Source organism: Candidatus Accumulibacter sp. ACC012, from assembly GCF_907163155.1.
Classification (GTDB): Bacteria; Pseudomonadota; Gammaproteobacteria; order Burkholderiales; family Rhodocyclaceae; genus Accumulibacter; species Accumulibacter delftensis.
The window spans coordinates 54099-77027 of sequence record NZ_CAJQUC010000011.1; the positions used below are offsets into that span (position 1 = coordinate 54099).

14 protein-coding genes and 1 tRNA gene are annotated in these 22929 nt (G+C 62.1%); 9 read left to right on the forward strand and 6 right to left on the reverse strand.

The genetic code is table 11. The features are described from left to right. Positions 1-93: 93 nt before the first annotated feature. From QZ648_RS12970 to QZ648_RS12980, 3 genes are all read right to left on the reverse strand, one after another. Positions 94-168 (reverse strand) — tRNA-Val (locus QZ648_RS12970). Between the two features lie 398 nt (positions 169-566). Then, positions 567-1499, reverse strand: coding sequence for an alpha-E domain-containing protein (locus QZ648_RS12975; RefSeq protein WP_169066213.1), 933 nt, complete (start codon positions 1497-1499; stop codon positions 567-569). 18 nt (positions 1500-1517) lie between these two features. Continuing rightward, complete coding sequence (locus QZ648_RS12980) at positions 1518-2933, reverse strand: circularly permuted type 2 ATP-grasp protein (protein WP_291997321.1); 1416 nt, start codon at positions 2931-2933, stop codon at positions 1518-1520. 308 nt (positions 2934-3241) lie between these two features. On the opposite strand from QZ648_RS12980, the gene QZ648_RS12985 reads away from it, so the two are divergent. Next, on the forward strand, positions 3242-3823 hold the full coding sequence (locus tag QZ648_RS12985) for a DUF3365 domain-containing protein (protein ID WP_169066215.1): 582 nt from the start codon (positions 3242-3244) through the stop codon (positions 3821-3823). A 22-nt stretch (positions 3824-3845) separates the two neighbouring features. On the opposite strand, the gene gltA is transcribed toward QZ648_RS12985, so the two are convergent. Further along, positions 3846-5162, reverse strand: a complete 1317-nt coding sequence (gene gltA / locus QZ648_RS12990) for a citrate synthase (RefSeq protein WP_291997322.1) — start codon at positions 5160-5162, stop codon at positions 3846-3848. Between the two features lie 636 nt (positions 5163-5798). Between gltA and QZ648_RS12995 the strand changes: the two genes are divergently transcribed. The 4 genes from QZ648_RS12995 (at position 5799) to QZ648_RS13010 (ending at position 15540) form a co-directional block, all read left to right on the forward strand. Further along, positions 5799-8399, forward strand: coding sequence for a [protein-PII] uridylyltransferase (locus QZ648_RS12995; RefSeq protein ID WP_291997323.1), 2601 nt, complete (start codon positions 5799-5801; stop codon positions 8397-8399). Between the two features lie 136 nt (positions 8400-8535). After that, the gene (locus QZ648_RS13000; protein ID WP_291997324.1) at positions 8536-11931 is read left to right on the forward strand and encodes a transglutaminase family protein; all 3396 of its coding nucleotides are present in this window, start codon (positions 8536-8538) and stop codon (positions 11929-11931) included. A 40-nt stretch (positions 11932-11971) separates the two neighbouring features. Further along, on the forward strand, positions 11972-14533 hold the full coding sequence (locus QZ648_RS13005) for a circularly permuted type 2 ATP-grasp protein (RefSeq protein WP_291997325.1): 2562 nt from the start codon (positions 11972-11974) through the stop codon (positions 14531-14533). Then, positions 14530-15540 carry a transglutaminase family protein gene (locus QZ648_RS13010; RefSeq protein WP_169066220.1) on the forward strand — a complete coding sequence of 337 codons (1011 nt, stop codon included), beginning with the start codon at positions 14530-14532 and terminating at the stop codon, positions 15538-15540. The genes QZ648_RS13005 and QZ648_RS13010 overlap by 4 nt, the downstream gene beginning before the upstream one ends. A 97-nt stretch (positions 15541-15637) precedes the next feature. Here the strand turns inward: QZ648_RS13010 and QZ648_RS13015 are convergent, their stop codons facing one another. Together QZ648_RS13015 and QZ648_RS13020 are read right to left on the reverse strand one after the other, a co-directional pair. After that, positions 15638-16882: a hemolysin family protein gene (locus tag QZ648_RS13015; RefSeq protein ID WP_291997326.1), complete on the reverse strand. Its 1245-nt coding sequence runs from the start codon at positions 16880-16882 to the stop codon at positions 15638-15640. Beyond that, complete coding sequence (locus QZ648_RS13020) at positions 16883-18184, reverse strand: hemolysin family protein (protein ID WP_291997327.1); 1302 nt, start codon at positions 18182-18184, stop codon at positions 16883-16885. It lies immediately after the preceding gene. 704 nt (positions 18185-18888) lie between these two features. Between QZ648_RS13020 and QZ648_RS13025 the strand changes: the two genes are divergently transcribed. From QZ648_RS13025 to dnaG, 4 genes are all read left to right on the forward strand, one after another. Beyond that, positions 18889-20193 carry a hemolysin family protein gene (locus tag QZ648_RS13025; protein ID WP_291997328.1) on the forward strand — a complete coding sequence of 435 codons (1305 nt, stop codon included), beginning with the start codon at positions 18889-18891 and terminating at the stop codon, positions 20191-20193. Between the two features lie 140 nt (positions 20194-20333). Continuing rightward, positions 20334-20546, forward strand: coding sequence for a 30S ribosomal protein S21 (gene rpsU / locus QZ648_RS13030; protein ID WP_042334924.1), 213 nt, complete (start codon positions 20334-20336; stop codon positions 20544-20546). Between the two features lie 131 nt (positions 20547-20677). Then, positions 20678-21130: a GatB/YqeY domain-containing protein gene (locus tag QZ648_RS13035; RefSeq protein WP_291997329.1), complete on the forward strand. Its 453-nt coding sequence runs from the start codon at positions 20678-20680 to the stop codon at positions 21128-21130. A gap of 45 nt (positions 21131-21175) precedes the next feature. Further along, positions 21176-22921, forward strand: a complete 1746-nt coding sequence (gene dnaG, locus QZ648_RS13040) for a DNA primase (RefSeq protein WP_169066225.1) — start codon at positions 21176-21178, stop codon at positions 22919-22921. The last annotated feature ends 8 nt before the right edge of the window (positions 22922-22929 follow it).

The window sequence follows — 22929 nt, forward strand, 5'->3', positions numbered from 1 at the left end:
CTGGCCGATGTCAGGGTGATCAATGGCGCGGCCATGGGCGGCTGGCGGATAACTCGGGCCAGGCCAGTCGGGAATTGCTGGCGGCGGAAATGATGGTGGGCGATAGTGGGTTCGAACCACTGACTTCCACCGTGTGAAGGTGGCACTCTACCACTGAGTTAATCGCCCGATGTTCTTCGGCAGGGACAGGCTGCTGTCGGTACGCGGCGGCTGCAAGGCTGCCGAAAAAGAACGCCGACAGACGGTGCCGCCGAAAGAAGCGCCATCCGGGAAGCGGATCCACAGAAGGCGGGATTAGATCACAAGTCGATAGTCGGGTCAATGTCGATAACGAGCTACCAACGGGTGTCACGCACAGCAGCTCCGGCCGCACGGGCAAGGCTTCTTGAAGCGCTTGCCGGGCGTGCCGAATGCGAACAGCGGCGAGCGCGCCAAGCGGGCTTCGCAGCCCCTTGTGAGCGCCCCGCACTGCCATCCCGTGGCTTGCCCTTGGCGCAGCCGATGAGGTTTTGGGAGCACTGTGCAAGCGCGCAGCAGCCGAGTCGCAAGCAGCCACCAAGAAACGTTCAGGCGGGCATAAGGAAGTCGCGACTGATACCCTCGCCAAGTTCATAGATGCGATCCATGAAATCCGTCAAATACTCGTGCAGCCCACCAGCCAGCACGTCTTCGATACGCCCGAAGTGCAACTTGGCATGCAGTACACCCGCCTGGCGCTGGGTCTCCGCCGAAGCACTGTTGGCAATCAAGGGCAACATGCGGACAATGCCGTCCGCACAGGAATGCAGGGATCGCGGTAGATCCATGCGCAGAATCAGCAGTTCGGCGACCCGGGCCGGGGTGATCGCATCACGATAGACCTTGCGGTAGACCTGAAACGCCGACAAGGAGCGGAGCAAAGCGCCCCAGCGATAGAAATCACTGGCCCCCTCGTCGCCGTTGCGCAGGACGTGATATTGCATGTCGAGAATGCGCGCCGTGTTGTCACCCCGCTCGAGCAGCCCGCCGAGGCGAATGAAATGCAGCGCGTCGTCCCTGAGCATGGTGCCAAAGGTCACCCCGCGGATGACGGCCGAACGCAGCTTGACCCACTCGAAGAACTCGCTGACACCGCGCGCCAGTACCTGCTCGACATTCTGCTCGCGGAGTTCGATCCAGGTGGCATTGACGCTTTCCCACATTTCGGCGGTTAGCGTACCGCGCACCGCGTGCGCATTCTCGCGTGCGGCACGTAGGCAACTGAAGATCGACGAGGGATTGGCAGCATCGGCGACCGTGAACCGCAGGACATTTTCGGCGCTGACCTCGTCATAGACCTTGGCGAACGCTTCCTCCTGGCTGTTCAGGGCGAGGATGGCGCGCCAGTTCTCGTTCTGCGCCGCCAGGGGCTGCGGCACCATCGACATCTGGTAGGAGGCGTCGAGCAATCGGGCCATGTTTTCAGCGCGCTCGGTACTGCGTGCCATCCAGTAAAGGTGATCAGCTGTGCGGCTCAACATCTCGGTTCTCCATCCATCTCAGTTTTCCAACACCCAGGTATCCTTGGTACCGCCGCCCTGCGAGGAATTGACCACCAGCGAGCCTGCGCGCAGGGCGACCCGCGTCAGGCCACCGGGCACCATGCGGATGCTCTTTCCGGAGAGCACAAACGGACGCAGATCAAGGTGGCGCGGCGCGATGCCCGCCTCGACGAAGGTCGGGCAGTTGGACAGCGCCAGCGTCGGCTGTGCGATGTACTTCTCCGGCGCGGCGACGATACGAGCGCGGAAGTCCTCGATCTCGGCCTTGCTCGACGCCGGCCCGACCAGCATGCCGTAGCCCCCCGCTCCATGCACCTCCTTGACCACCAGTTCCGGCAGGTGCGCCAGTACATATTTGAGGTCCTCGGGCTTGCGCAGAATCCAGGTCGGTACGTTGTGAAGTATCGGCTCTTCACCGAGGTAGAAGCGGATCATCTCCGGCACGTAGGGATAGATCGACTTGTCATCGGCGACGCCGGCACCAATGGCATTGGCCAGATTGACGTTGCCGGCCTGGTAGGCGCCGAGCAAGCCCGGAACACCGAGCATCGATTCCTTGTTGAAGGCCAGCGGATCGAGAAAGTCGTCGTCGAGCCGACGATAGATCACGTCGACCCGCTGCGGACCCTGTGTGGTGCGCATGAAGACCGCCTGCTCCTTGACGAAGAGATCTCTGCCCTCGACAAGCTCGACACCCATCTGCTGAGCAAGAAAACTGTGTTCGAAATAGGCGCTGTTGTAGGCGCCGGGCGTCAGTAGCACCACCGTCGGGTCGGCGACGCCTTTCGGTGCCACGGTGCGCAGGTTTTCGAGCAGCAGGTCAGGATAATGCTGAACGGGCGCGACCATGTGCCGCGAGAAGAGTTCCGGAAACAGCCGCATCATCATCTTGCGGTCCTCAAGCATATAGGACACGCCGGACGGCACGCGCAGGTTGTCTTCGAGGACGTAGGACTCACCTGCCCCGGCACGCACCATGTCGACGCCCGCGATATGAGCGTAAATCCCGGCCGGCAGGTCGACGCCGATCATCTCGCGCCGGAACTGCGCGTTGTTGCGCACCTGATCGTACGGAATGTGTCCGGCGCCGAGAATTTCCTGATCATGGTAGATGTCGTGCACAAAGGCATTAAGCGCCTTCACTCTCTGCCGCAAGCCCGCTTCCATCACCGTCCACTCACTCGCCGGGATGATGCGCGGGATGATGTCGAAGGGGATCAGGCGCTCGGTGCCGGCCTTTTCTCCATAGACGGCAAAGGTAATGCCAAGGCGGTGAAAGGCGCTATCGGCCTCGGCCTGCTTGCTCGCCAGACGCTCAGGCGAGGTCGCTGCCAGCCAGGCCGCAAAACCCTCGTAATGGGGTCGCAAGCCGCCGGCAGAATCGTACATCTCGTTATAGAAGTCTACATTCATGAGGCTCACCGACAGAGTGGATTAAGCAGTATTAAGCAGAAACCGTGCCATAAGCTAAACAAGCTTCAAGTGGGTGAGCGCCATGCGACGAACAGGCAACGGCGCCTACGAATGGTGCGCAAAACGCCCTGCGAAGCACCGCGACGGTGCATGACAGCCCTGGCCCCGGGCTTACACGCCCAGCGGCGTGAAGGCGGGCGAAGGCCTGCAACGCACAGGATGATCGCGCCGCCAGGCAGGAGCGCACGTCCCCGGCGAGGCCTTGTCATGTTATATTAGCTACCTCTTATACACTATCGGGAGCCATCATGAAAAAATCCACAGCCCTTATTCTCGCTCTTTCGCTCACCTCCGCCACACAGGTCGTGCACGCGCAGGATACCGCCGCACTAATGAGCGAAACGCGAAAAACCGCGCTGCCAATCTTGCCAAAAGTGGTGCAGGCGATGCAGACGGCCGTGCAGGAACAGGGTCCCGTCGCTGCCATAGCGGTCTGCAAGGAAAAAGCGCCGCAACTGCTGCGGGAGATGCAACAGCACACCGGCTGGGCGATCCACCGTGTCAGCCTGAAGACTCGCAACGCGACGACCGGCACGCCTGACGCCTGGGAAGCGCGACAGCTGGCCGAATTCAACATTTTGGTCGCCAACGGTGCGCAGCCTCAAGAGCTGGAAGTTGGCGAAATCGTCGTCGCCAGTGGTGGGCAACGCAGTTTCCGCTACATGAAAGCACTGCCGGTCGTCGAGGTCTGCCAGACCTGCCACGGGCCGGCCGATTCGCTATCGCCCGAGCTCAAGGCAGCGCTGGCCAAGGATTACCCGCACGACCAGGCGACCGGCTATGTCGCCGGCGAGATCCGCGGCGCCTTGTCGGTCACGCGGCCGCTGTAACCCGCCGGACAGCTGCTGCCTGCTACGCGGGTATGCGCTCAGACCCACGCGCCGAAGCGACAGGGACATCGCGCCGTGCGGGGCCGATATAGAGCTGCCGAGGGCGGGCGATCTTGTATTCGGGGTCGGCGCGCATTTCTTCCCATTGCGCCATCCAGCCTGCCGTGCGTGCCACGGCAACGATGCAGCCAAACATCGAAGCGGGCAGACCCAGTGCTTTCTGCAGAATACCCGAATAGAAATCGACGTTCGGGTAGAGCTTGTTCTCGACGAAGTACGGGTCTTCCAGTGCGATCCTGTCGAGTTCTATCGCCAACTTGAACAGCGGATCATTCTCCAGGCGCAGCTCGGTCAGCACTTCGGTACACAATCGGCGCATCAGCTTTGCGCGCGGATCGAAGTTGCGGTAAACGTAAAGACCAAAGCCGGTTACTTTGAAGTGATCGCTCTCGATCCTGGAGCGGCTGATCATCGCCGCAACTTTCCGCACATCGCCGACTTCCTGGAGCATCGCCAAACAGGCTTCGCTGGCGCCGCCGTGCTCGCGACCCGACAGGCAAGCTATCGCCGCAGAAATGCAGGCGAAGGGGTTGGCCCCGGACGAACCCGCCATGCGCACCGTCGAGGTTGAAGCGTCCTGAGCATGATCGGCATGCAGGATCAACAGTCGGTCGAAGGCCCGCATCAGCACCGGGTTTAGCTCGAATTTCTCGGCCGGATTCGCGAACATCATGTGCACGAAGTTGGCCGCATAATCGAGGTCATTACGCGGATGTACCGGCGGATGACCCATGGTGTACTTGTAAGCCATCGCTGACAGCGTCGGCATTTTGGCAATGATGCGATGAATGGTCAGGCTGCGCTGCTCGACATCGGAAAAGTCTGCCGCTTCACGATGGAACGCGGACAGCGCGCCAACCACGCCAACCATCACCGGCATGGTGTGCGCATCGCGGCGAAAGCCATGGTAGAAATTCACCATCTGGCCATGCACCGGCGTGTTCCTCTTGATGGTTTCCGCGAAGCTCAGCTTTTGCGCCACATTCGGCAGTTCGCCATTCTTCAGCAAATATGCCACTTCAAGAAAGTCGCAGCGCTCGGTCAGTTGCTCAATCGGATAGCCTCGATAGAGAAGTTCACCCTTCGCACCATCGACGTAGGTAATGCTCGATTTACAGCTGGCGGTCGACTCGAAGCCGGAGTCATACCCGAAGCGATCGGTGTTACCGCCGAGCGCGCGAATATCCACGCACTCGTTGCCGTGTGTCGGCGTCAGAATCGGAAATTCCACCGGACCTTCTCCGGTAATGGTCAAAGTCGCCTTACGTTCGCTGCTCATCACTCAACTCCCCTTCAGATACTCGACATCACGACTTGCAGGTGGCGGACAATCCGCCGGCCAGCACCTCTTGCTCGCCTTTGCCAGGGCCCAAAACCAAGGCGCCTTCACCCTGTTCGCCCTGCACTCAATTGCCACATTCCGCGGCTGCTGCAGCGCCGGTCGCCACGCTGACTGCCTCTCCGGGGAATTGCACGCCGGCGCCTGACAAGCACACGCCCCATTCTATCGCCACTACCGCCCCAAGCCTGTGTGAGCAGCGGATCGAAGCGCGCCAGCGCCTCGGCCCGCGGACAAACCTTGCCGCCAAGTGTAGCGTAGTTCCGCCAAGAAGAAACGTTTGCCGCCAGCGACCCAGCCCTGCGGAGCACGGCCGCTGACCAAGAGCAAAGGTGGCGGCGGTGCTCGCCAGCGTTACTGGCGCGACTTTTGCTTACCCCTGACGGGCCGCACCCGAGTTGGGCCAGACCGACAGCAATGGCCCGCTACCCGAAAGGGCTTTCCCCGATCAGCGAAAGACGAGATGACCATTCCGATGCTTCTCCCCTGGCTTGCACGCCGGGCATTGCTTGTCTGGCCGTTGCTGCCAGGATTCCTGTTACACCGCGGCTCACCGGCAGCGACGGGCGACAGACCATGAGCGCCGAACGCGCAGCGCGAAACAGGCTGATCAGCAGCTTCCGGAATCGCCTGCAGGAGGGTCAAAGAGCGATCTGCGAGCGATTTCTCACGACCGGGAACGCTCTCGCTCTGCTCCATGAACGCTGCCGGCTGATCGACGACACGCTCTGCGACCTCTGCCAGGCGGTGAACTTACCTGCCTCGCTCGCTGTGCTGGCCGTCGGCGGTTATGGACGCGGCGAGTTGTACCCGGCCTCCGATGTCGATCTCCTGATTCTTCTTCCGGAGCAGGCAGGCGACGCCTTGACCGCGCAACTCGAAGGCCTGGTGTGCCTGTTCTGGGACATCGGACTGGAAATTGGCCACAGCGTGCGCACCATCGAGGAGTGCCTCGAGCAGGCCAGCGGCAATATTACCGTCCAGACATCGATGATCGAAGCCCGCCTGCTGGCTGGCAGCGCGTCACTCTTCGCAGGCTTTTCGGTGCGCATCAAAGCCGCACTGGACGCAAAAAACTTCTTCCAGACCAAGCGCATCGAGCAGGAGGACCGCCACCAACGCTTCGGCGAAACGCCCTACAGCCTGGAAGCAAACTGCAAGGAAGGCCCCGGCGGGCTGCGCGATTTGCAGCTGATTCTGTGGACCACACAGGCAGCGGGCTATGGCAACTGCTGGAAAGATCTCGAACGGCGAGGCTTCATCACCATTGATGAGAAACAACTGCTGGAGAGCAGCGAGGCCTTCCTGCGCGACTTGCGCACACGCCTGCACCTACTGGCCGGACGGCGCGAAGATCGCCTGCTCTTCGAGTACCAGACGGCTCTGGCTGAACAACTCGGCATTACCGCCACCGCCACCCAACGTGCCAGCGAACAGCTGATGCAGCGCTACTACCGGCGCGCGAAAGCGGTCCTGCAGATCAACGCCATTCTGCTGCAGAACATCGGTACGGCACTGGTACCTCCCCGGGAGGAGCCACCACAGCCGATCAACGAACGTTTCCAGAATGCGCACGAGCTCCTCGACGTGGTGCACGAAGACGTCTTCGACGTGACCCCGGGGGCCATCCTCGAGGCCTTCCTGTTACTCCAGCAGCATGCGGGCCTACACGGCATGACCGCCCGTGCGCAGCGCGCCCTGTGGCGTGCCCGCACCCTGATCGATGACGACTTCCGCCGCAACCCGACCAACCGCAGGCATTTTCTGGAGCTATTCACCTACGGAAATCGCCTGACCCAGGCCCTTCGGCGCATGAACCAGCTCGGCGTCCTGGGTCGCTATCTGCCCAATTTCGGACGTGTCGTCGGGCAAATGCAGCACGACCTGTTTCACGTCTACACGGTTGATCAGCATATCCTGCAGGTGCTGCGCCGCTTGCGCCGTTTCGCGATCGAGGAATTTGCGCATGAGTACCCGCTCTGCAGCCGCCTGATCAGTGACTTCGGCAATCCCTGGGTACTGTACATCGCGGCCCTCTTTCACGACATCGGCAAGGGTCGTGGCGGCGACCACTCGGAACTCGGCGCGATCGACGCTGCCCAGTTCTGCGCAGACCACGACCTCGCGGCGGACGAAAGCGAACTGGTCGTGTGGCTGGTTCGCCAGCACCTGTTGATGTCCAGAAGTGCCCAGAAAGAGGATATCTCAGACCCCACAGTCATAGCCAGGTTTGCCGAAATCATCGGTGATGAGAGACATCTGGTGGCCCTTTACCTGCTGACCGTTGCCGACATCCGCGGTACCAGTCCGAAGGTGTGGAATGCATGGAAAGGACAGCTGCTCGAACAGCTGTTCACCGCCACCCGGCGACATCTGCGGTCGAGTGAAGCACCGCCCATGCCCGCGGGAGTCATCGCCCAGCGGCAAGAGGAAGCAAGGCGCGTAATGCGCTTTCTGGCGCTTCCCGAAACCATCCATGAACGCTTGTGGGAGCAGGTCGATACGGTCTATTTCCTGCGCCAATCAGCCGAGGAGATCGCCTGGCATGCTCGCGTGCTGCACGACCGCCGCAAGACCGACACGCCCCTGGTCAAGGCACGCCTCAGCCCCCTCGCCACAGGACTCGAAGTCATGGTCTACGCGCACGATCAAGCCGACTTGTTTGTGCGCATAGTCGGTTTCTTCAGCAGCGCCGATTACAGCATCGTCGACGCCAAGATCCACACCACCAGCGATGGCTATGCCCTCGATACGTTCGTCCTGCTCGACGTCACCAATCGCCACAGCGAGCGTGAGATGATCAGTTACATCGAGCACGAACTGAGCCAACGTCTGTCTCGGCACTCGGCTGGCGAGGCACCTGCGAGCGGGCGCGTTTCGCGCCAAGTGAGACATTTTCCCTTGCAGCCACTGGTCAGCATCCAGCCCCTGGTAAGCCTCGAAGCCGATGAAACCGGAAAGATGTTCGTGCTGACCGTCGTCGCAGCGGATCGCCCCGGCCTCCTGTTCACCATCGCCACGCAGCTGGCGGCACATCGCGCCAATCTGCACACAGCCAAGATCGTCACCCTTGGCGAACGGGTCGAAGACACCTTCCTGATCAGTGGCGGCCATCTCGAGGAAAGTGCCTGTCGTGTGAAACTCGAGGCCGATTTGCTGAAACAGTTGCAGCTCTGACGATGCGACTCTTTCTTGCCCACAGCCGTCCTGCTGCTGCATGGCCTGCGCGCACCGCGGTGATCACCCCCGCGAGCTGCGCAGCCTGGCGTATGCTTTGCCAACAACCCTCTTCGCCTTCCCCCAGGAGTTAACCGTGTCCATCCATGTTGCCCTCAACCATGTCACGCACTATCGCTACGATCGGCCGATCAGCCTCGCACCGCAAGTCGTCCGCTTGCGGCCAGCACCGCATTCGCGCACGCCAATTCTGAGCTATTCGCTGAAAATTACGCCCGCACAACACTTCATCAACTGGCAGCAGGATCCGCAGGCCAACTACCTGGCGCGCCTGGTATTCCCCGAGAAGACCCGCGAATTTCGCGTTGAAGTCGATCTGGTGGCCGAGATGTCGGTGATCAATCCCTTCGACTTCTTTCCCGAGCCCTACGCGACGAGCTTTCCATTTGCATACGAGGCCTGGCAGCGAGAAGAGCTCGAGCCCTATCTGACCCCCTTGCCGCGGACCCCGCTACTGACTGAGTTCCTGGCAACGATTCCCCGCGAAGCGCGCGCCAGCGTCGACTTTCTGGTCGATCTCAACCAGCGGGTGCAGCACAAGGTCGCTTACGTCATTCGCCTCGAACCCGGCGTGCAGACGCCGGAGGAAACACTGACGCTGGCGCTCGGCTCGTGTCGTGACTCGGCCTGGTTGCTGGTGCAGGTACTGCGCAATCTCGGCCTGGCGGCGCGCTTCGTTTCAGGCTATCTGATCCAGCTGGTACCTGACGTGAAGTCACTCGACGGGCCTTCAGGAACCGATCACGACTTCACCGACCTGCACGCCTGGTGTGAAGTGTACCTGCCCGGAGCAGGCTGGATTGGCCTCGACCCGACCTCGGGCTTGTTCGCCGGCGAGGGGCACATCCCGCTCGCCTGTTCGCCGCAGCCATCGTCGGCGTCGCCGATTACCGGCTTGACCGAGAAATGCGAATGCCAGTTCGAGCACCACATGCAGGTCGAGCGTGTCTGGGAAGCGCCAAGAGTGACTCGCCCGTACAGCGACGAGCAGTGGCAGACGATCGAGGCCCTCGGCCACCAGATCGATGCCGACCTCGTCAGCGATGACGTGCGTCTGACGATGGGTGGCGAACCCACTTTCGTCTCCATCGACGACCACGACGGCGGCGAATGGAACACCGAAGCGCTCGGCCCGACGAAACGCGCGCGCGCAGCGGAAATCTTTCACCGCTTGCGCGACAAATATGCGCCGCAAGGACTGCCACATTTTGGCCAGGGCAAGTGGTATCCGGGAGAACAGCTGCCGCGCTGGTCGCTGAATTGCTTCTGGCGCCGCGACGGCCAAGTAATGTGGAACAATCCGGCACTCTACGCCGACGAGAGCCGCGACTATGGTGCCGACGCTCAACTGGCCGGGCGCTTCCTGCGAAGACTCGCGGAGCACCTGGCCATCGACCCGAAGTACGTATTCGCAGCGTACGAGGATGTTTACTATCACCTGTGGCGAGAAGATCGCCTGCCGGTCAACGTCGACCCCTTCGCATCCCGCCTCGATGACCCGCTGGAACGTGAGCGGCTGGCCAAGGTCTTTCGCCAGGGCCTCGATGCGGTGGTCGGCCATGTGCTGCCGCTGCAGGCGCGCGCACAAGGCGGCTGGCAAAGCGGACCGTGGTATCTGCGCGGCGGCCGCTGCTACCTGGTCCCGGGCGATTCGCCGGTCGGCTATCGCTTGCCGCTCGACTCGCAGCCCTGGGTAGCCAAAGCCGACTATCCTTACGTGCACGCGCCCGACCCGACGCAGGCCTTCCCGGCGCTGCCCGCACACAGCGAGATGCACGCGCAGTTCGCCATCAGCCGCAGTCTGGGCTTGCCTGCCGTCAGCGCGGCAGTGAGCGGCGAACACTTCGCCGAGAAGGCCCTGGAACGTGTCGATGAAGCCCTTGCCCACGGCGCCGGTGATGGCAATGAAAGCCCGCCGCGCGCCGGCGAATCGGCAAGCCTGGTCACCCGTACCTCGCTTTCGGCACAGGCCCGCAAGGGCGTGCTCTACATCTTCATGCCGCCAACCGAAACGCTCGAGGACTACCTCGAACTGATCACCGCTGTCGAAGCCACCGCCGAAGCGCTCGCTGCGCCGGTGATCGTCGAAGGCTACGAGCCACCGTCCGATCCACGACTGACCAACTTCCGGGTCACTCCCGACCCGGGCGTAATCGAAGTCAACATCCAGCCGTCGGCAAGCTGGGACGAACTCGTCGCGCGCACGACTCACCTCTACGAGGCGGCGCACCTGTCGCGTCTGTGCACCGAGAAGTTCATGCTCGACGGTCGCCACACGGGTACCGGCGGTGGCAACCACTTCGTCTTCGGCGGTGCGACGACACAGGACTCCCCCTTCCTGCGCCGACCCGACCTGCTGCGCAGCCTGATCAGCTACTGGCACAACCATCCGTCGCTTTCCTACCTCTTCTCGGGTCTGTTTATCGGCCCGACCAGCCAGTCGCCGCGCGTCGACGAAGCCCGTAACGATTCAGTGTACGAGTTGGAGATCGCCTTCAGCGAGCTTTCCAGGGCGACGGGCGCGGCTGCCGAGCTTGCCGAAGGCATTGCGCCCTGGGTGATCGACCGCGCGCTGCGCAATTTGCTCATCGACGCGACCGGCAACACCCACCGTGCCGAGTTCTGTATCGACAAACTGTACTCTCCGGACGGCGCCACCGGCCGCCTCGGGCTGCTCGAAATGCGGGCCTTCGAAATGCCGCCGCACGCACGCATGTCGCTCGCTCAGCAGCTGCTCCTGCGCGCACTGATCGCACACTTCTGGCGCACGCCCTATGCGCCCGAGCGGCTGGTCCGCTGGGGAACCGAGCTACACGACCGTTTCCTGCTGCCGCACTTCGTGAAGCAGGACTTCGACGATGTGATCAGCGACCTGCGCGGCGCCGGCTACGCACTCGACAGCGCGTGGTTTGCCCCCCATTTCGAGTTTCGTTTCCCGGTACATGGCAGCATTTCGGTGCTGGGCATGGAACTGGAGCTGCGCCATGCGCTCGAGCCCTGGAACGTGATGGGAGAACAAGGCTCGGTCGGCGGCACTGCGCGTTACGTCGACTCGTCGCTCGAGCGTCTGCAGGTCAAGCTGAGCGGTATGGCATCCGAACGCTACGTGCTCACCTGCAACGGCCGCCGCGTGCCGCTGCGCTCGACCGGCAAAGTCGGCGAATTCGTTGCCGGCGTCCGCTACCGCGCCTGGAACCCACCATCCGCCCTGCATCCGACGATCGGCGTACATGCGCCGCTGGTTTTCGACCTGGTCGACACCTGGATGAAGCGCTCGCTCGCTGGCTGCCAGTATCACGTCGAGCACCCCGGCGGTCGCAACCCCGACCGCTACCCGGTTAACGCCAACGAGGCCGAAGGCCGCCGTCTGGCGCGATTCACGCCCTTCGGCCACTCCCCCGGAGAGATTGACGTAGCACCGCTGCCGGACAATGCCGGCTTCCCGTTTACGCTAGACTTGCGGCGTTCCTGAAACCGGTCGGCCCGGGCTAACTCCCGGGCCTGTTTGCTTGATGCCAAGATCCTTGCTGTCGACCTATCCGCAGACGCCTGATCGCTTCGACGAAATGCTTGCCGAAGATGGCAGCATCCGCCGCGCCTGGCAGCCATTCTTTGCGCACCTGGAGGCGGCGACGCCCGAACAGATGCGTCACCGCCTCGACTACGTGCGCCGGCGCATCCTCGAAAACGGCGTCACCTACAACGTCTATGCGGATCCCGAAGGCGCAGACCGGCCGTGGGAACTTGATCCTCTGCCGCTGATTCTCTGCCCCGACGAGTGGCAGGCGATAGCCAGCGCCGTGCAGCAACGTGCGCGCCTGCTCAACGCCGTGCTGCGCGACCTTTACGGCGAACAGACATTGCTCAGGGACGGCATCGTGCCAGCGGCACTGATCTACGGGCACAACAATTATCTCTGGCCATGTCAGGACATCAAACCACTCGGCGACACCTACCTGCACCTCTACGCCGCCGATCTTGCGCGTTCGCCGGATGGCCGCTGGTGGGTCATCGCAGACCGCACCCAGACGCCATCCGGCGCGGGCTATGCGCTCGAAAACCGGACCATCATTGGCCGCCTCTTTCCAGAACAGTTCCGCGACCTGCACGTCCAGCACCTGGCTTCGTTCTTCCGCAAATTTCAGCAAGCCCTGGCGCATTGGGCACCGCACGGCGACGAGCCGCCACTGATCGTGCTGTTGACGCCAGGCCCCTACAACGAAACCTATTTCGAGCACACCTACCTCGCGCGCTATCTCGCTTTTCCACTGGTCGAAGGGCAGGACCTGACGGTGCGTGGCGAATGCGTCTACCTGAAGACACTCAACGGCTTGCGCCGTGTGCACGCCATCATGCGCCGGCTCGACGACGACTACTGCGACCCGCTTGAGCTGCGCGGCGACTCGGCGCTGGGCATTCCCGGCCTCCTGCAGGCAGTGCGCGCTGGCAATGTGCTGGTCGCCAACGCCCTCGGCAGCGGCCTCCTCGAGTCCGCTGCCCTACCCGGTTTCCTGCCCGGCGCCTGTAAGAAGCTGCTTGGTGAGCCACTGGCAATGCCTTCCGTAGCCACCTGGTGGTGCGGCGAGCAGGAGGCGCTCGACTATACCATCGCCAACCTTGAGCATCTGGTCATCAAGGGCGCCTACCCCTCGCAGACTTTCGACCCGCTCTTCGGCAACGAGTTGACCGCTGGCAGCCGCGACGAAATGATTGCCCGTCTTCGCGCGCGGCCGCAGGCCTACGTTGCGCAGGAGCTGGTTAATTACTCGCAGGCGCCAAGCTGGAGCCCGGACCACAAACGACGCCTGCTGCCGCGCGGCGTTGGCCTGCGCGTCTACGTCGCCGCCACGCCCTCTGGTCACGTGGTGATGCCGGGCGGACTGACGCGCGTATCGGCAAAAGCGAATGCGCGCACCATCTCGATGCAGCGCGGTGGCTCGAGCAAGGATACCTGGGTGCTCACCAATGCCGCGGTCAACACCTTCAGCCTGCTCAAGCACTCCGTCGGCAAAGCCGATCTGGTACGCGGCGGACTCAAGCTTTCGTCGCGAGTCGTCGAAAATCTCTACTGGTTCGGCCGTTACTCCGAGCGCTGCGACAAGACGGCCCGCCTGTTGCGCGTCGCGCTCGCGCGGCTGGTGGACGCGGGCGACGACGCCGCCCCGGCGCTGAGTTCAGCGCTCGACCTGTGCCTGGCGCTGAAGCTCCTGCCCGTCGCCGAAGCCGACCCGGAGAGCAACGCCGAGGCCAAGGTCCCCGCCTCGCGGGTGCAGCGTGAGGCGCTGATGCTGACTGCGATTTGCGGCAAGGAATGGGGCGCCGGGCTGGCCGGCGACCTACGCCGCCTGCTGTGGGTTGCCGCACAGGTGCGCGAACGCTTCTCGCTCGATAACTGGCATGCCCTGAATCGCCTGCAACACCAGTTGCAGGCCTACAGCCGGCTGCGCAGCAGCGAAGCGCTAGCCGAGGAACTTGGCGACGCGCTTGCTTTTCTCGACCAGGTCCTGCTCGCCTCGTCCTCCCTGGCTGGCTTTGCGATGGACAACATGACGCGTGACGACGGCTGGCGCCTACTGATCATCGGCCGGCGCATCGAGCGACTCATCTTCCTCGCCAAAGCCTGCGCGCAGTTCCTGCGCCTGGAATCAACCCGCGCTCCCGGCGGCCTGGAGTGGTTGCTGGAGTTCACCGACAGCATCATTACCTACCGTTCGTCTTACATGACACAACCGGAGTTGCTACCGACGCTCGACCTGGTCGTCTTCGACGACGCCAACCCGCACTCGGTTGCCTTCCAACTGCAGATCCTGCTCCGTTACCTGGACCAGCAGGCCCGCTTGCTCGGTGGCCCGCGCGACGAAACCCTGCGGCAAGCGCAGGAACGACTGCAAGCCTTCGACCTCGGCCTTTTCGAGGGACAAAGCTTCGGCGATTGCCGCGCTTGCAACCCCTGCCTGCAACTGGCGACGATTCTCGAGCAGGCGGCCACTGCCGCGGCAGCACTTTCCGACCGCCTGGCGATGCGCTATTTCAGCCACGTCAGCGACGTCAGTCACTACACACTCACCTCATGACCCCCGCGAACCTGCCTGCCAGCCGCTATCACGTCGTTCACGAAACGATCTACCGCTACGAGAGCCCGGTTTCATTGTCGCGCCAGATGCTGCATCTGACGCCGCGCGATTGCCATTGGCAGCGCTGCCTGAGCCATCAGATCACGGTCGCTCCCGAGGTCAGCGCAAGCCGCCAGCGGCACGACAGCTTTGGCAATCCGATCCGGGAACTGGCGATCGAATTTCCGCACGACAGCCTCACCGTTCGCGCTCAGAGCACCATCGAAGTGCTGCCGCACCTGCCGCTTGACCCACAGTCGACGCGGCTTGCCGACGCACCATACGCCGCTCGCCAAGCCGTTCGTGGTGCTGCGGGGCAGAGGCCTGGTTTCCTGACGTCCTCGCCAGCTTGGGAAAGGGTACGCGAAGCACTGGCCTATGGCTCGCGTCCGGTTCTCGTCGACGCCAGCCGTTTCCAGTTCGAATCGCCGCACGTGCGCGTAAAGCACGAGTTCCTGAGTTACGCCAGCAAATGCTTCTCGCCGCAACGGCCGCTACTCGAGGCCGTTCAGGCACTGATGAGCTGCATCTACGAGGATCTGGAGTTCGACCCGGAAGCGACCACGATCGCCACCCCCGTACTGCAGGTGCTGGCCGACAAACGCGGCGTCTGCCAGGACTTCGCGCACCTGATGCTGGCCTGCCTGCGTTCACAGGGCCTGGCGGCGCGCTATGTCAGCGGTTACCTGCTCACCCACCCGCCAGCGGGCCAACCACGGATGGTCGGCGCCGACGCGTCACACGCCTGGGTGTCGGTGTACTGCCCGGAACTCGAAGGTGGCCGCTGGGTCGACTTCGACCCGACCAACAACCTCCTGCCAGACACCCAGCACATCACGCTGGCCTGGGGGCGCGACTTTGCCGACGTTTCACCGCTGCGGGGAGTGATTCTCGGCGGCGACGCCCACGAACCGGACGTCGCGGTCACCGTGACGCCGCTCGACGAAGTCAGCGATCAAGGCAAGTAGCTCGCCACCCGCAGCAGCATCACCAGAACGCCTGCGGGCAGAGGCCTTCCAGCCCATGGCCCCGCGCAGTGGGCCACACCCAGCTGGCTGGCCCGGTCTACCAGAGGATCTGCACTTCCTGGACAACCTGTGGCGTCGCCCGCTGGACGGTAAACTTGATACCAGCCACTTCGATGACCGTTCCCACCTTCGGGATTTCGCGCGCATGTTCGAGGAGAAGACCGGACAAGGTATCGTAGTCGCCCTCCGGCAGCTTCAGCCCCAGCTTTTCATTGAGCATTGCCGGATCGGCCCGGGCGCTGACCAGGTAGTCATGGTGGCCAAGCTTCTTCAACCACTCCGCCGGCTTCTCCTGGCGATCATACTCGTCCTGCATATCCTCCATCACTTCCTCAATGATGTCCTCAATGGTGATTATCCCCTCGGCACCGCCGAACTCGTCCATCACCACGGCCATCGCATCGCCATCCTTGCGCAGCTCGACGAGCATCGACTCGGCACTCTTGCTACCCGGAACGTATTGCGTCGGGCTGATGTAAGACTCGATCGACGCGGACCCGTCCACGCCCAGCAAATCCATCGTGTTGAGCACTCCGACGACGCGGTCGATACGCCCGTCGAAGACCGGCAAGCGAATGTGCGAGCCGGCCACAGCCAGGCGAATCGCCTCGGCAACGGTACAGGTCTTCTCGACCGCGTCCACGTCAATCAAGGGCACCATCACCTTCGAAACGGTGGTCTCCGAGAAATTGAACATGCGCCGAATCATGTTCTTCTCGATCAGCTGGATGTCGCCCCCTTCCTGCGGTGGCATCTGCACCATGCTCTGAATCTGCTGGCGCAGGGTAAAGGGGTTTTGTTCCTCCGCGCCGCCGGCGAGCCGGGAAAGGAACTTCGACAGCGTCACGAAGAAGATCAGGATCGGCGAAAAGAGAATTGAGAAGAAGTGCAGCACGTAGATCAGATACGGTGCCATGACATCGGCGCGCTGCTGAAAAATGCTCTTCGGGACGATTTCTCCAAATACCCAGATCAAGGGCGCGACAACGAGCACCGCCATCCAACCGCCGGCGTCGCCAAACAAGGAGATCATCATCGCCGTGGTGATCGTCGAGTTGGCGACAACGGCGATATTGGTCCCGACCAGGGTCGTCGACAGCAACCATTCGGGCCGCTTCTCGAGCATATCGAGAGCCAGGCGTGCACCCCGTGAGCCCTTAGCCGCATCGTGACGAAGTTTCATGCGGTCGGCGCTGACGATGCCGAGTTCCGAGCCGGAAAAAAATGCCTCCGCGATCAGGCAGGCGAACATGAACAGAACAGTGAGCCAGATATCGGACATTTAGACGCCCTCCGCTTTCTTCGGCGGCTCGACTGGGCCGCTGTTCGCATCCCTTGCCACGGCTTGGTCGCCGGGCTCCCCGCCACTGGTCCCGGCGGTTTCGACCGCGGCCCCCACCTCAGTGCTATCAACCGCGCCAGCCGTCGACGCCACTGCCGGCGGCTCGATCAGCACCCGGCTGATGCGATTGAATTCGACGCTCTCGACCGTCAGCTTCATGCCGCAGAGAACAATCGACGCGCCCGTCGCCGGCAGTTCGCCGAAAGCTTCGAGCAAAGCACCGGCGATAGTCTCGGCGTCTTCACAGTCGATAGTCACACCGAAAGTGCGGTTGAACTCCTCCAGAGACATACCGGCGTCGATCAGGCGGCGGCCATCGTCGAATTCGCTGACCATGTGCCGGTCGGGTGCCTCGCTATCCGATGGGCTGGCAATCTCACCGAAGACGCACTCCAACAAATCCTCCATGGTCACCAGACCGGTGACACCGCCGTACTCGTCGACGATCAGCGCGAACGAGAGTTTGCGCTGGCGGAAGGTATGGAACAGCTCGACCGCCGGCTTGGACTCAGGGAAGAAGTTCGGCTGCCTCAGGAGCTTGCGAAAAGCATGCGGGTCGCGCTCCAGCCTGCCGAGGTCGACACCGAGCAAGTCACGCGTGTGCAAGATGCCGAGGATGGTATCCCGCCGCTCGCGATAAATGGGATAGCGTGACTGACGGGTAGCCTTGATCTCTGTAATCAGCTCGGGCACCGAAAGATCCGCCGACAGAAATTCGATGTCCGAGCGCGGCCGCATGATGTCGCGCAGCGACTTGTTGCCGAAGTCGAAGATTTTCTCGATGTAGCGCGCTTCCTGGCTGTCGAGAGCGCCTTCACCAACGGCGTCGGTCACCAGGGTACGGATCATGTCTTCCGTGACCAGATTGCCCTGCGAGCGCTGCTTACCGACGATGAGCGTGATGAAAAACTCGGCGACATGGCGGATCACTTCGCGCAGCGGGGTGATCAGACGCGCAAACAGATGGATTGGGCGTGCCTGGAAGCTGGCAAACGCCATGTTGTTGCGAATCGCCAGGACCTTGGGGGTGATCTCGCCAAACAGCAGCAGGATCGGCACCATGACCAGGAGATTGAGCATGTCGTTCTCGGCGCCGAACAGCTTGATGATCACTGCGGCAGAGATCACCGAAGCGGCGACATTGACAAATTCGTTGCCAATCAGAATGGTGACAATCAGCCGGCGCGGCTCGCTGCGCAAACGCTCGATGAGATCGATGCGCGGGTTCTTGGCCTTGCGCATCTGATCAAGGTGGAACGAACTCAGAGAAAACAGCGCGGTTTCGGTGCTCGAGAAGAAACGAAACCCGAAAACACCAGCAGGACGACAAAAACCGCCAGCTCTATCCAAAGTGCTGGATCCATTCTTCACTCCTCGAGAAAAATTGCATGCCGCCTTCGGAACCCCTTGAAAGCGCACGATGCCAGAGCGGAAAAAACCACGGCAGCAAGCTTCCTGACGGCCACACCGGCAATTCAGCGGCGGCATAAGCGCCCGTAGCTGCTTCGCCCAAATGCGAACTTGCCCGCAGCTGCGCACGACCCGCGATTATCAGCGAGTTTGATGCCAAAGTCAAACTGCGGCGCCCACGGCGCATGACCCGCCAAAGCTGGCCCGCAGACCGCTAGCGTGGCGGACACGGCCGCGGACGAAAGCCCGGGTGCAGCTCGCCCATTCACCGCAGCTAGCGCTTTGCTGCCAAGGCCTTCGCGGCCAGAATTAGCGAACGTCGACCAGCTTGCGGCCTGGTAAAGGCACGCAGCACGACAGCGCAACAGCCTCGGCAGACACTGGCGCACCATGTCCACCGCCCCCAACATCCGGCCAGCGCCTCAAGCCGGCAGTATTGCACCGGCCTTGCAAGTAGTGTATCAACGCCGGGAAGTCCTTACCCCGGCCCCTGGATATCGCGAGCCGGGCGCGCCACCTCTGGGAGCCATCTCACCGTGTTTGAAGCGTTTCTGCTGCTGATCATGCTCACCCTGTCGGCCTTCTTCTCGGGTTCCGAAACCGCCCTCACCACCCTCTCCAGGGCACGCACCGAGTCGCTGCTTGCCGAAGGACGGCTAGGTGCCAGGGCGCTGCATCGCATGAAGAGCAACCTGAATCGGACGCTGGTCATTATCCTGATCGGCAATAATCTGGTAAACACGGGCGCCGCGACCCTGGCCACAGTGGTGGCCACCGAGCATTTCGGCCACCTCGGCCCCGGCCTCGCCGTCGGGGTCATCACCCTGTTGCTCCTGGTGTTTGGCGAGATCACGCCGAAGACTTATGCCACACGCTACGCCATAGTCGTCGCCTTGCTGGCAGCAACGCCACTGGAAATTCTTGGCAAACTGCTCTTCCCGCTGGTCTGGGCAATGGAAAGACTGATCGAATGGATGCACAGTCTCAGCAGCCCGCCAAAGGATCCAAGCATCACCGAATCAGAGCTGATCGCCCTAGCCGCCCATGGCACCCGGGAAGGATCGATCGAGGCGGGCGAGCATATGATGATCCGGCGAATCTTCGATTTCAGCACGCTACGCGCCGGCGACATCATGGTGCACCGCCACCAGATCTTTTCGCTCGACGGCAACCGCTCTATTCGCGACGCCCTGGACGAGATCATCGCCAGTTCGCACTACCGGATCCCTCTTCACTCAGGCGACCCGGACGAGATCAACCAGGTGATCACTCTGCAGATCGTCCTTGGCGAGGTGGCCCAAGGCAATCTCGACAAACCCCTCAAGGAAGCTGGCAGAGAGCCGCTGTTCGTACCGCCGAACCAGCCGGTAGACAGCCTGCTGAGGATACTGAAAGCAGACAAGGAGCGCCTGATGGTGGTTGTCAACGAGTTTGGCGGCCTGCTTGGTATCTTCACGCTGGAGGACATCCTCGAGGAACTGGTCGGCGAAATTCATGACGACACGGAAGCTTCGCAAGCAGATCAGACGCTCGTCGGAAAGCCGAACGGCAGCGAGCTGTTGGTCGATGGCATAACGGAACTGCGCGTCCTGGAAGATCACTTTGGCCAGGAACTCGCAGGCAAACCGTATGACTCGGTAAATCTCTGGGTGATCACCCACCTCGAACGCCTTCCCACAGCGGGCGAGCACCTCGTCCTCGAGGGCCTTGAAGTAAGAATCGAACGCGCATCGCGGCGCCGCATCCATGAGGTGCGAATCCGCCGCCAGCAGAATATCGCTCCCGGGCCCCAAGTCGAAAAACCAGCGGCGCCAGAACAGGGGCCAAACGAGAAGGGCTGATCCAGGAACGATACCTCGGAGCAGCCATCGCGAGACTGGCGTATCCTGAATTGCGAAATTGACGCTTGGCGTCGCACGGCAAGCATGTATATAATGCGCGGCTAAGCTGTACCATACCCACCTGAACCTTGGATGAGTCTATGCCTGCCATTCGTGTAAAAGAAAATGAGCCTTTCGAAGTTGCCATCCGGCGCTTCAAGCGCACCGTAGAAAAAACGGGCCTATTGACCGAACTGCGAGCGCGCGAGTTCTACGAGAAGCCCACCGCCGAGCGCAAGCGCAAGCTGGCCGCCGCGGTCAAGCGCCATCACAAGCGCATGCGCAGCCAGACCCTACCTCCCAAGCTGTTTTAGAGATCGTCAGCGTCGTTTGAACGGCCGCCTGTCTGCAGATGGGCGGCTTTTGGCGTTCCTGCAACGCCCGCATTCGGCGAGCGCAAAAACGCCTTCGCGCAGCAATTATGTAGACCTGGAGGTGCTTGGCGATGACCCTCAAAACACGCATCAACGAAGACGTCAAGGCAGCGATGCGCGCGCGCGACGCGAAAACGCTCAGCACCTTGCGCCTGCTGCTGGCGGCAATCAAGCAGAGAGAAGTCGACGAGCGCATCACACTCGACGACGAGGCGATCGTCGCCGTCATCGGCAAGATGCTCAAGCAACGCCGGGATTCGATCACCCAGTATGCAGCAGCCGGGCGCAAGGACCTCGCCGACGCGGAGCAATTCGAGTCCGAACTCCTCGGCGCCTACCTGCCAGCGAGCCTGTCGACAGAAGAAATTGTCGAAGCAGTTGCACAGGCCATTGCAGAAACCGGCGCGGCGAGCCCTGCTGACATGGGCAAGGTGATGGCGCAGCTGCGACCCGGACTAGCGGGGCGCGCCGACATGAGCGAGGTTTCGCGGCTCGTAAAAATCCGCCTTGTTGCTGGCGCCTGAACGCCACCGTCAGGGCCGCCAACCACCCGTCCGAGGGAAGCCCGGATGATCCCGGACACATTCATTCAGGATTTGCTGTATCGCGTTGACCTGATCGACCTGATCGACAGCTACGTCCCGCTGAAGAAAACCGGTGCCAATTTCGCGGCCTGCTGCCCGTTCCACAGCGAAAAATCACCCTCTTTCACCGTCAGTCCAAGCAAGCAGTTCTACCACTGCTTCGGCTGCGGCGCGCACGGCAACGCCATCGGCTTCATCATGGCCTACTCCGGGGCCGGCTTCATTGAAGCGCTCAAGGAACTCGCGGCGCGCTGCGGTTTGCAGCTTCCCGACGATCAAGGGCACGCACCGCAGCACGGTCCGCAACGCCAGCAACTCGCCGAAAGCATGGGCAAGGCCGCGAAGTTCTACTACGAACAACTCAAGCGCTCGGAAAACGCAATCCGCTACCTCAAGGAACGCGGCGTCAGCGGCGAGATAGCCCGCCGCTTCGGCGTTGGCTACGCGCCTGCGGGAGGGCAAGGTCTGGCTGCTGCTTTCGAAGACTATGGCCATCCGGAGCTGCAGCAGGCCGGCCTGGTCATCAAGAACGAGCAAGGCCGCCTCTACGATCGTTTTCGTGACCGGGTAATGTTTCCGATTATCAGCCAAAAGGGCGAGGTGATCGCTTTTGGTGGCCGCGTCCTTGGCGCGGGTGAGCCGAAGTATCTGAACTCGCCCGAAACCCCCCTCTTCGAAAAAGGCCGCGAGTTGTTCGGCTTGCCGCAGGCGCGCACGGCAATACGTGACCGAGAAACGGTGATCGTCGTCGAGGGCTACATGGACGTCATTGCGCTCGCACAACACGGGGTCGACAACGCGATAGCGACGCTCGGCACAGCCACTACGCCAATGCACGTGCAAAAGCTTCTCCGTCAAGCCGACCGCGTCGTGTTTTGCTTTGATGGTGATGCAGCTGGTCGCAAGGCCGCGTGGCGAGCACTGGAGAACAGCCTCGAAGTTCTTCCCGAGCAAAAGAGCATCGGCTTTGTCCTCTTGCCGGAAGGCGAGGACCCCGACAGCCTGGTACGCAAACGCGGCGGCGAAGCCTTCCAGCGGATGATCATCGAAGCGACACCCCTCTCTGATTTCCTGTTGCGTGAACTGAGCCAGCACTGTGATCTGAGCAGTGCCGAAGGGCGAGCCAGACTCGTCGCCGACGCCAAGCCGCTGCTTGGCCGGATGCTGTCGCCATTGTTGCGGCTGCAACTGGTCAAGCGACTGGCTCAGGTCAGCGGCTTCTCACAGGCAGAAGTGGAACGTCTGTGCTCGCTGCGTGCAATCGTCAAGCCAGCGCCGGCACGGGCGCCGCGACAGGCGCCCTCGCTGCTGCGGCCCTTGCTGCGCCTCCTGCTCCAGAATCCCGCCCTGGCTTCCCGCTTGCCACTCGAACTGCTCCCCGAGCATGCGCCGGAAGCGCGCGCGATTCGCCTGCTCTGCGCAACCATTGCCGGCGCCGGCGCGCAACCACTGGCCTATCCCGCCTTGCTCGAAAAGCTGCGCGGCAGCGAGGACGAGTCAATGCTGCACGCCGCGGCAGCTGAACTAATGCAACAGCCTTTTGCCGAAGACGAAATCGACAGCGAATTTGACGGTACGCTTGCACAGCTGCAGGAGAGTGAGCACAAACGCGCGTTCACTCGACTACAGGACAAGATCCAAAAACTTGGTGTCGGCGGTCTATCGAACGAAGAAAAACAGGAGTACCTGCAAGCACTCAGCGCGCGCAGCAAAGGCAGCCATACAGTGTAAGCTATGGT

What these genes read in the sequence shown, in the direction of transcription:
- QZ648_RS12975 (WP_169066213.1), bottom strand. Translation starts at nt 1,499, where the DNA reads ATGTTGAGCCGCACAGCTGATCACCTTTACTGGATGGCACGCAGTACC.
- QZ648_RS12980 (WP_291997321.1), bottom strand. Translation starts at nt 2,933, where the DNA reads ATGAATGTAGACTTCTATAACGAGATGTACGATTCTGCCGGCGGCTTG.
- QZ648_RS12985 (WP_169066215.1), top strand. Translation starts at nt 3,242, where the DNA reads ATGAAAAAATCCACAGCCCTTATTCTCGCTCTTTCGCTCACCTCCGCC.
- gltA (WP_291997322.1), bottom strand. Translation starts at nt 5,162, where the DNA reads ATGAGCAGCGAACGTAAGGCGACTTTGACCATTACCGGAGAAGGTCCG.
- QZ648_RS12995 (WP_291997323.1), top strand. Translation starts at nt 5,799, where the DNA reads ATGAGCGCCGAACGCGCAGCGCGAAACAGGCTGATCAGCAGCTTCCGG.
- QZ648_RS13005 (WP_291997325.1), top strand. Translation starts at nt 11,972, where the DNA reads ATGCCAAGATCCTTGCTGTCGACCTATCCGCAGACGCCTGATCGCTTC.
- QZ648_RS13010 (WP_169066220.1), top strand. Translation starts at nt 14,530, where the DNA reads ATGACCCCCGCGAACCTGCCTGCCAGCCGCTATCACGTCGTTCACGAA.
- QZ648_RS13015 (WP_291997326.1), bottom strand. Translation starts at nt 16,882, where the DNA reads ATGTCCGATATCTGGCTCACTGTTCTGTTCATGTTCGCCTGCCTGATC.
- QZ648_RS13020 (WP_291997327.1), bottom strand. Translation starts at nt 18,184, where the DNA reads ATGCGCAAGGCCAAGAACCCGCGCATCGATCTCATCGAGCGTTTGCGC.
- rpsU (WP_042334924.1), top strand. Translation starts at nt 20,334, where the DNA reads ATGCCTGCCATTCGTGTAAAAGAAAATGAGCCTTTCGAAGTTGCCATC.
- QZ648_RS13035 (WP_291997329.1), top strand. Translation starts at nt 20,678, where the DNA reads ATGACCCTCAAAACACGCATCAACGAAGACGTCAAGGCAGCGATGCGC.
- dnaG (WP_169066225.1), top strand. Translation starts at nt 21,176, where the DNA reads ATGATCCCGGACACATTCATTCAGGATTTGCTGTATCGCGTTGACCTG.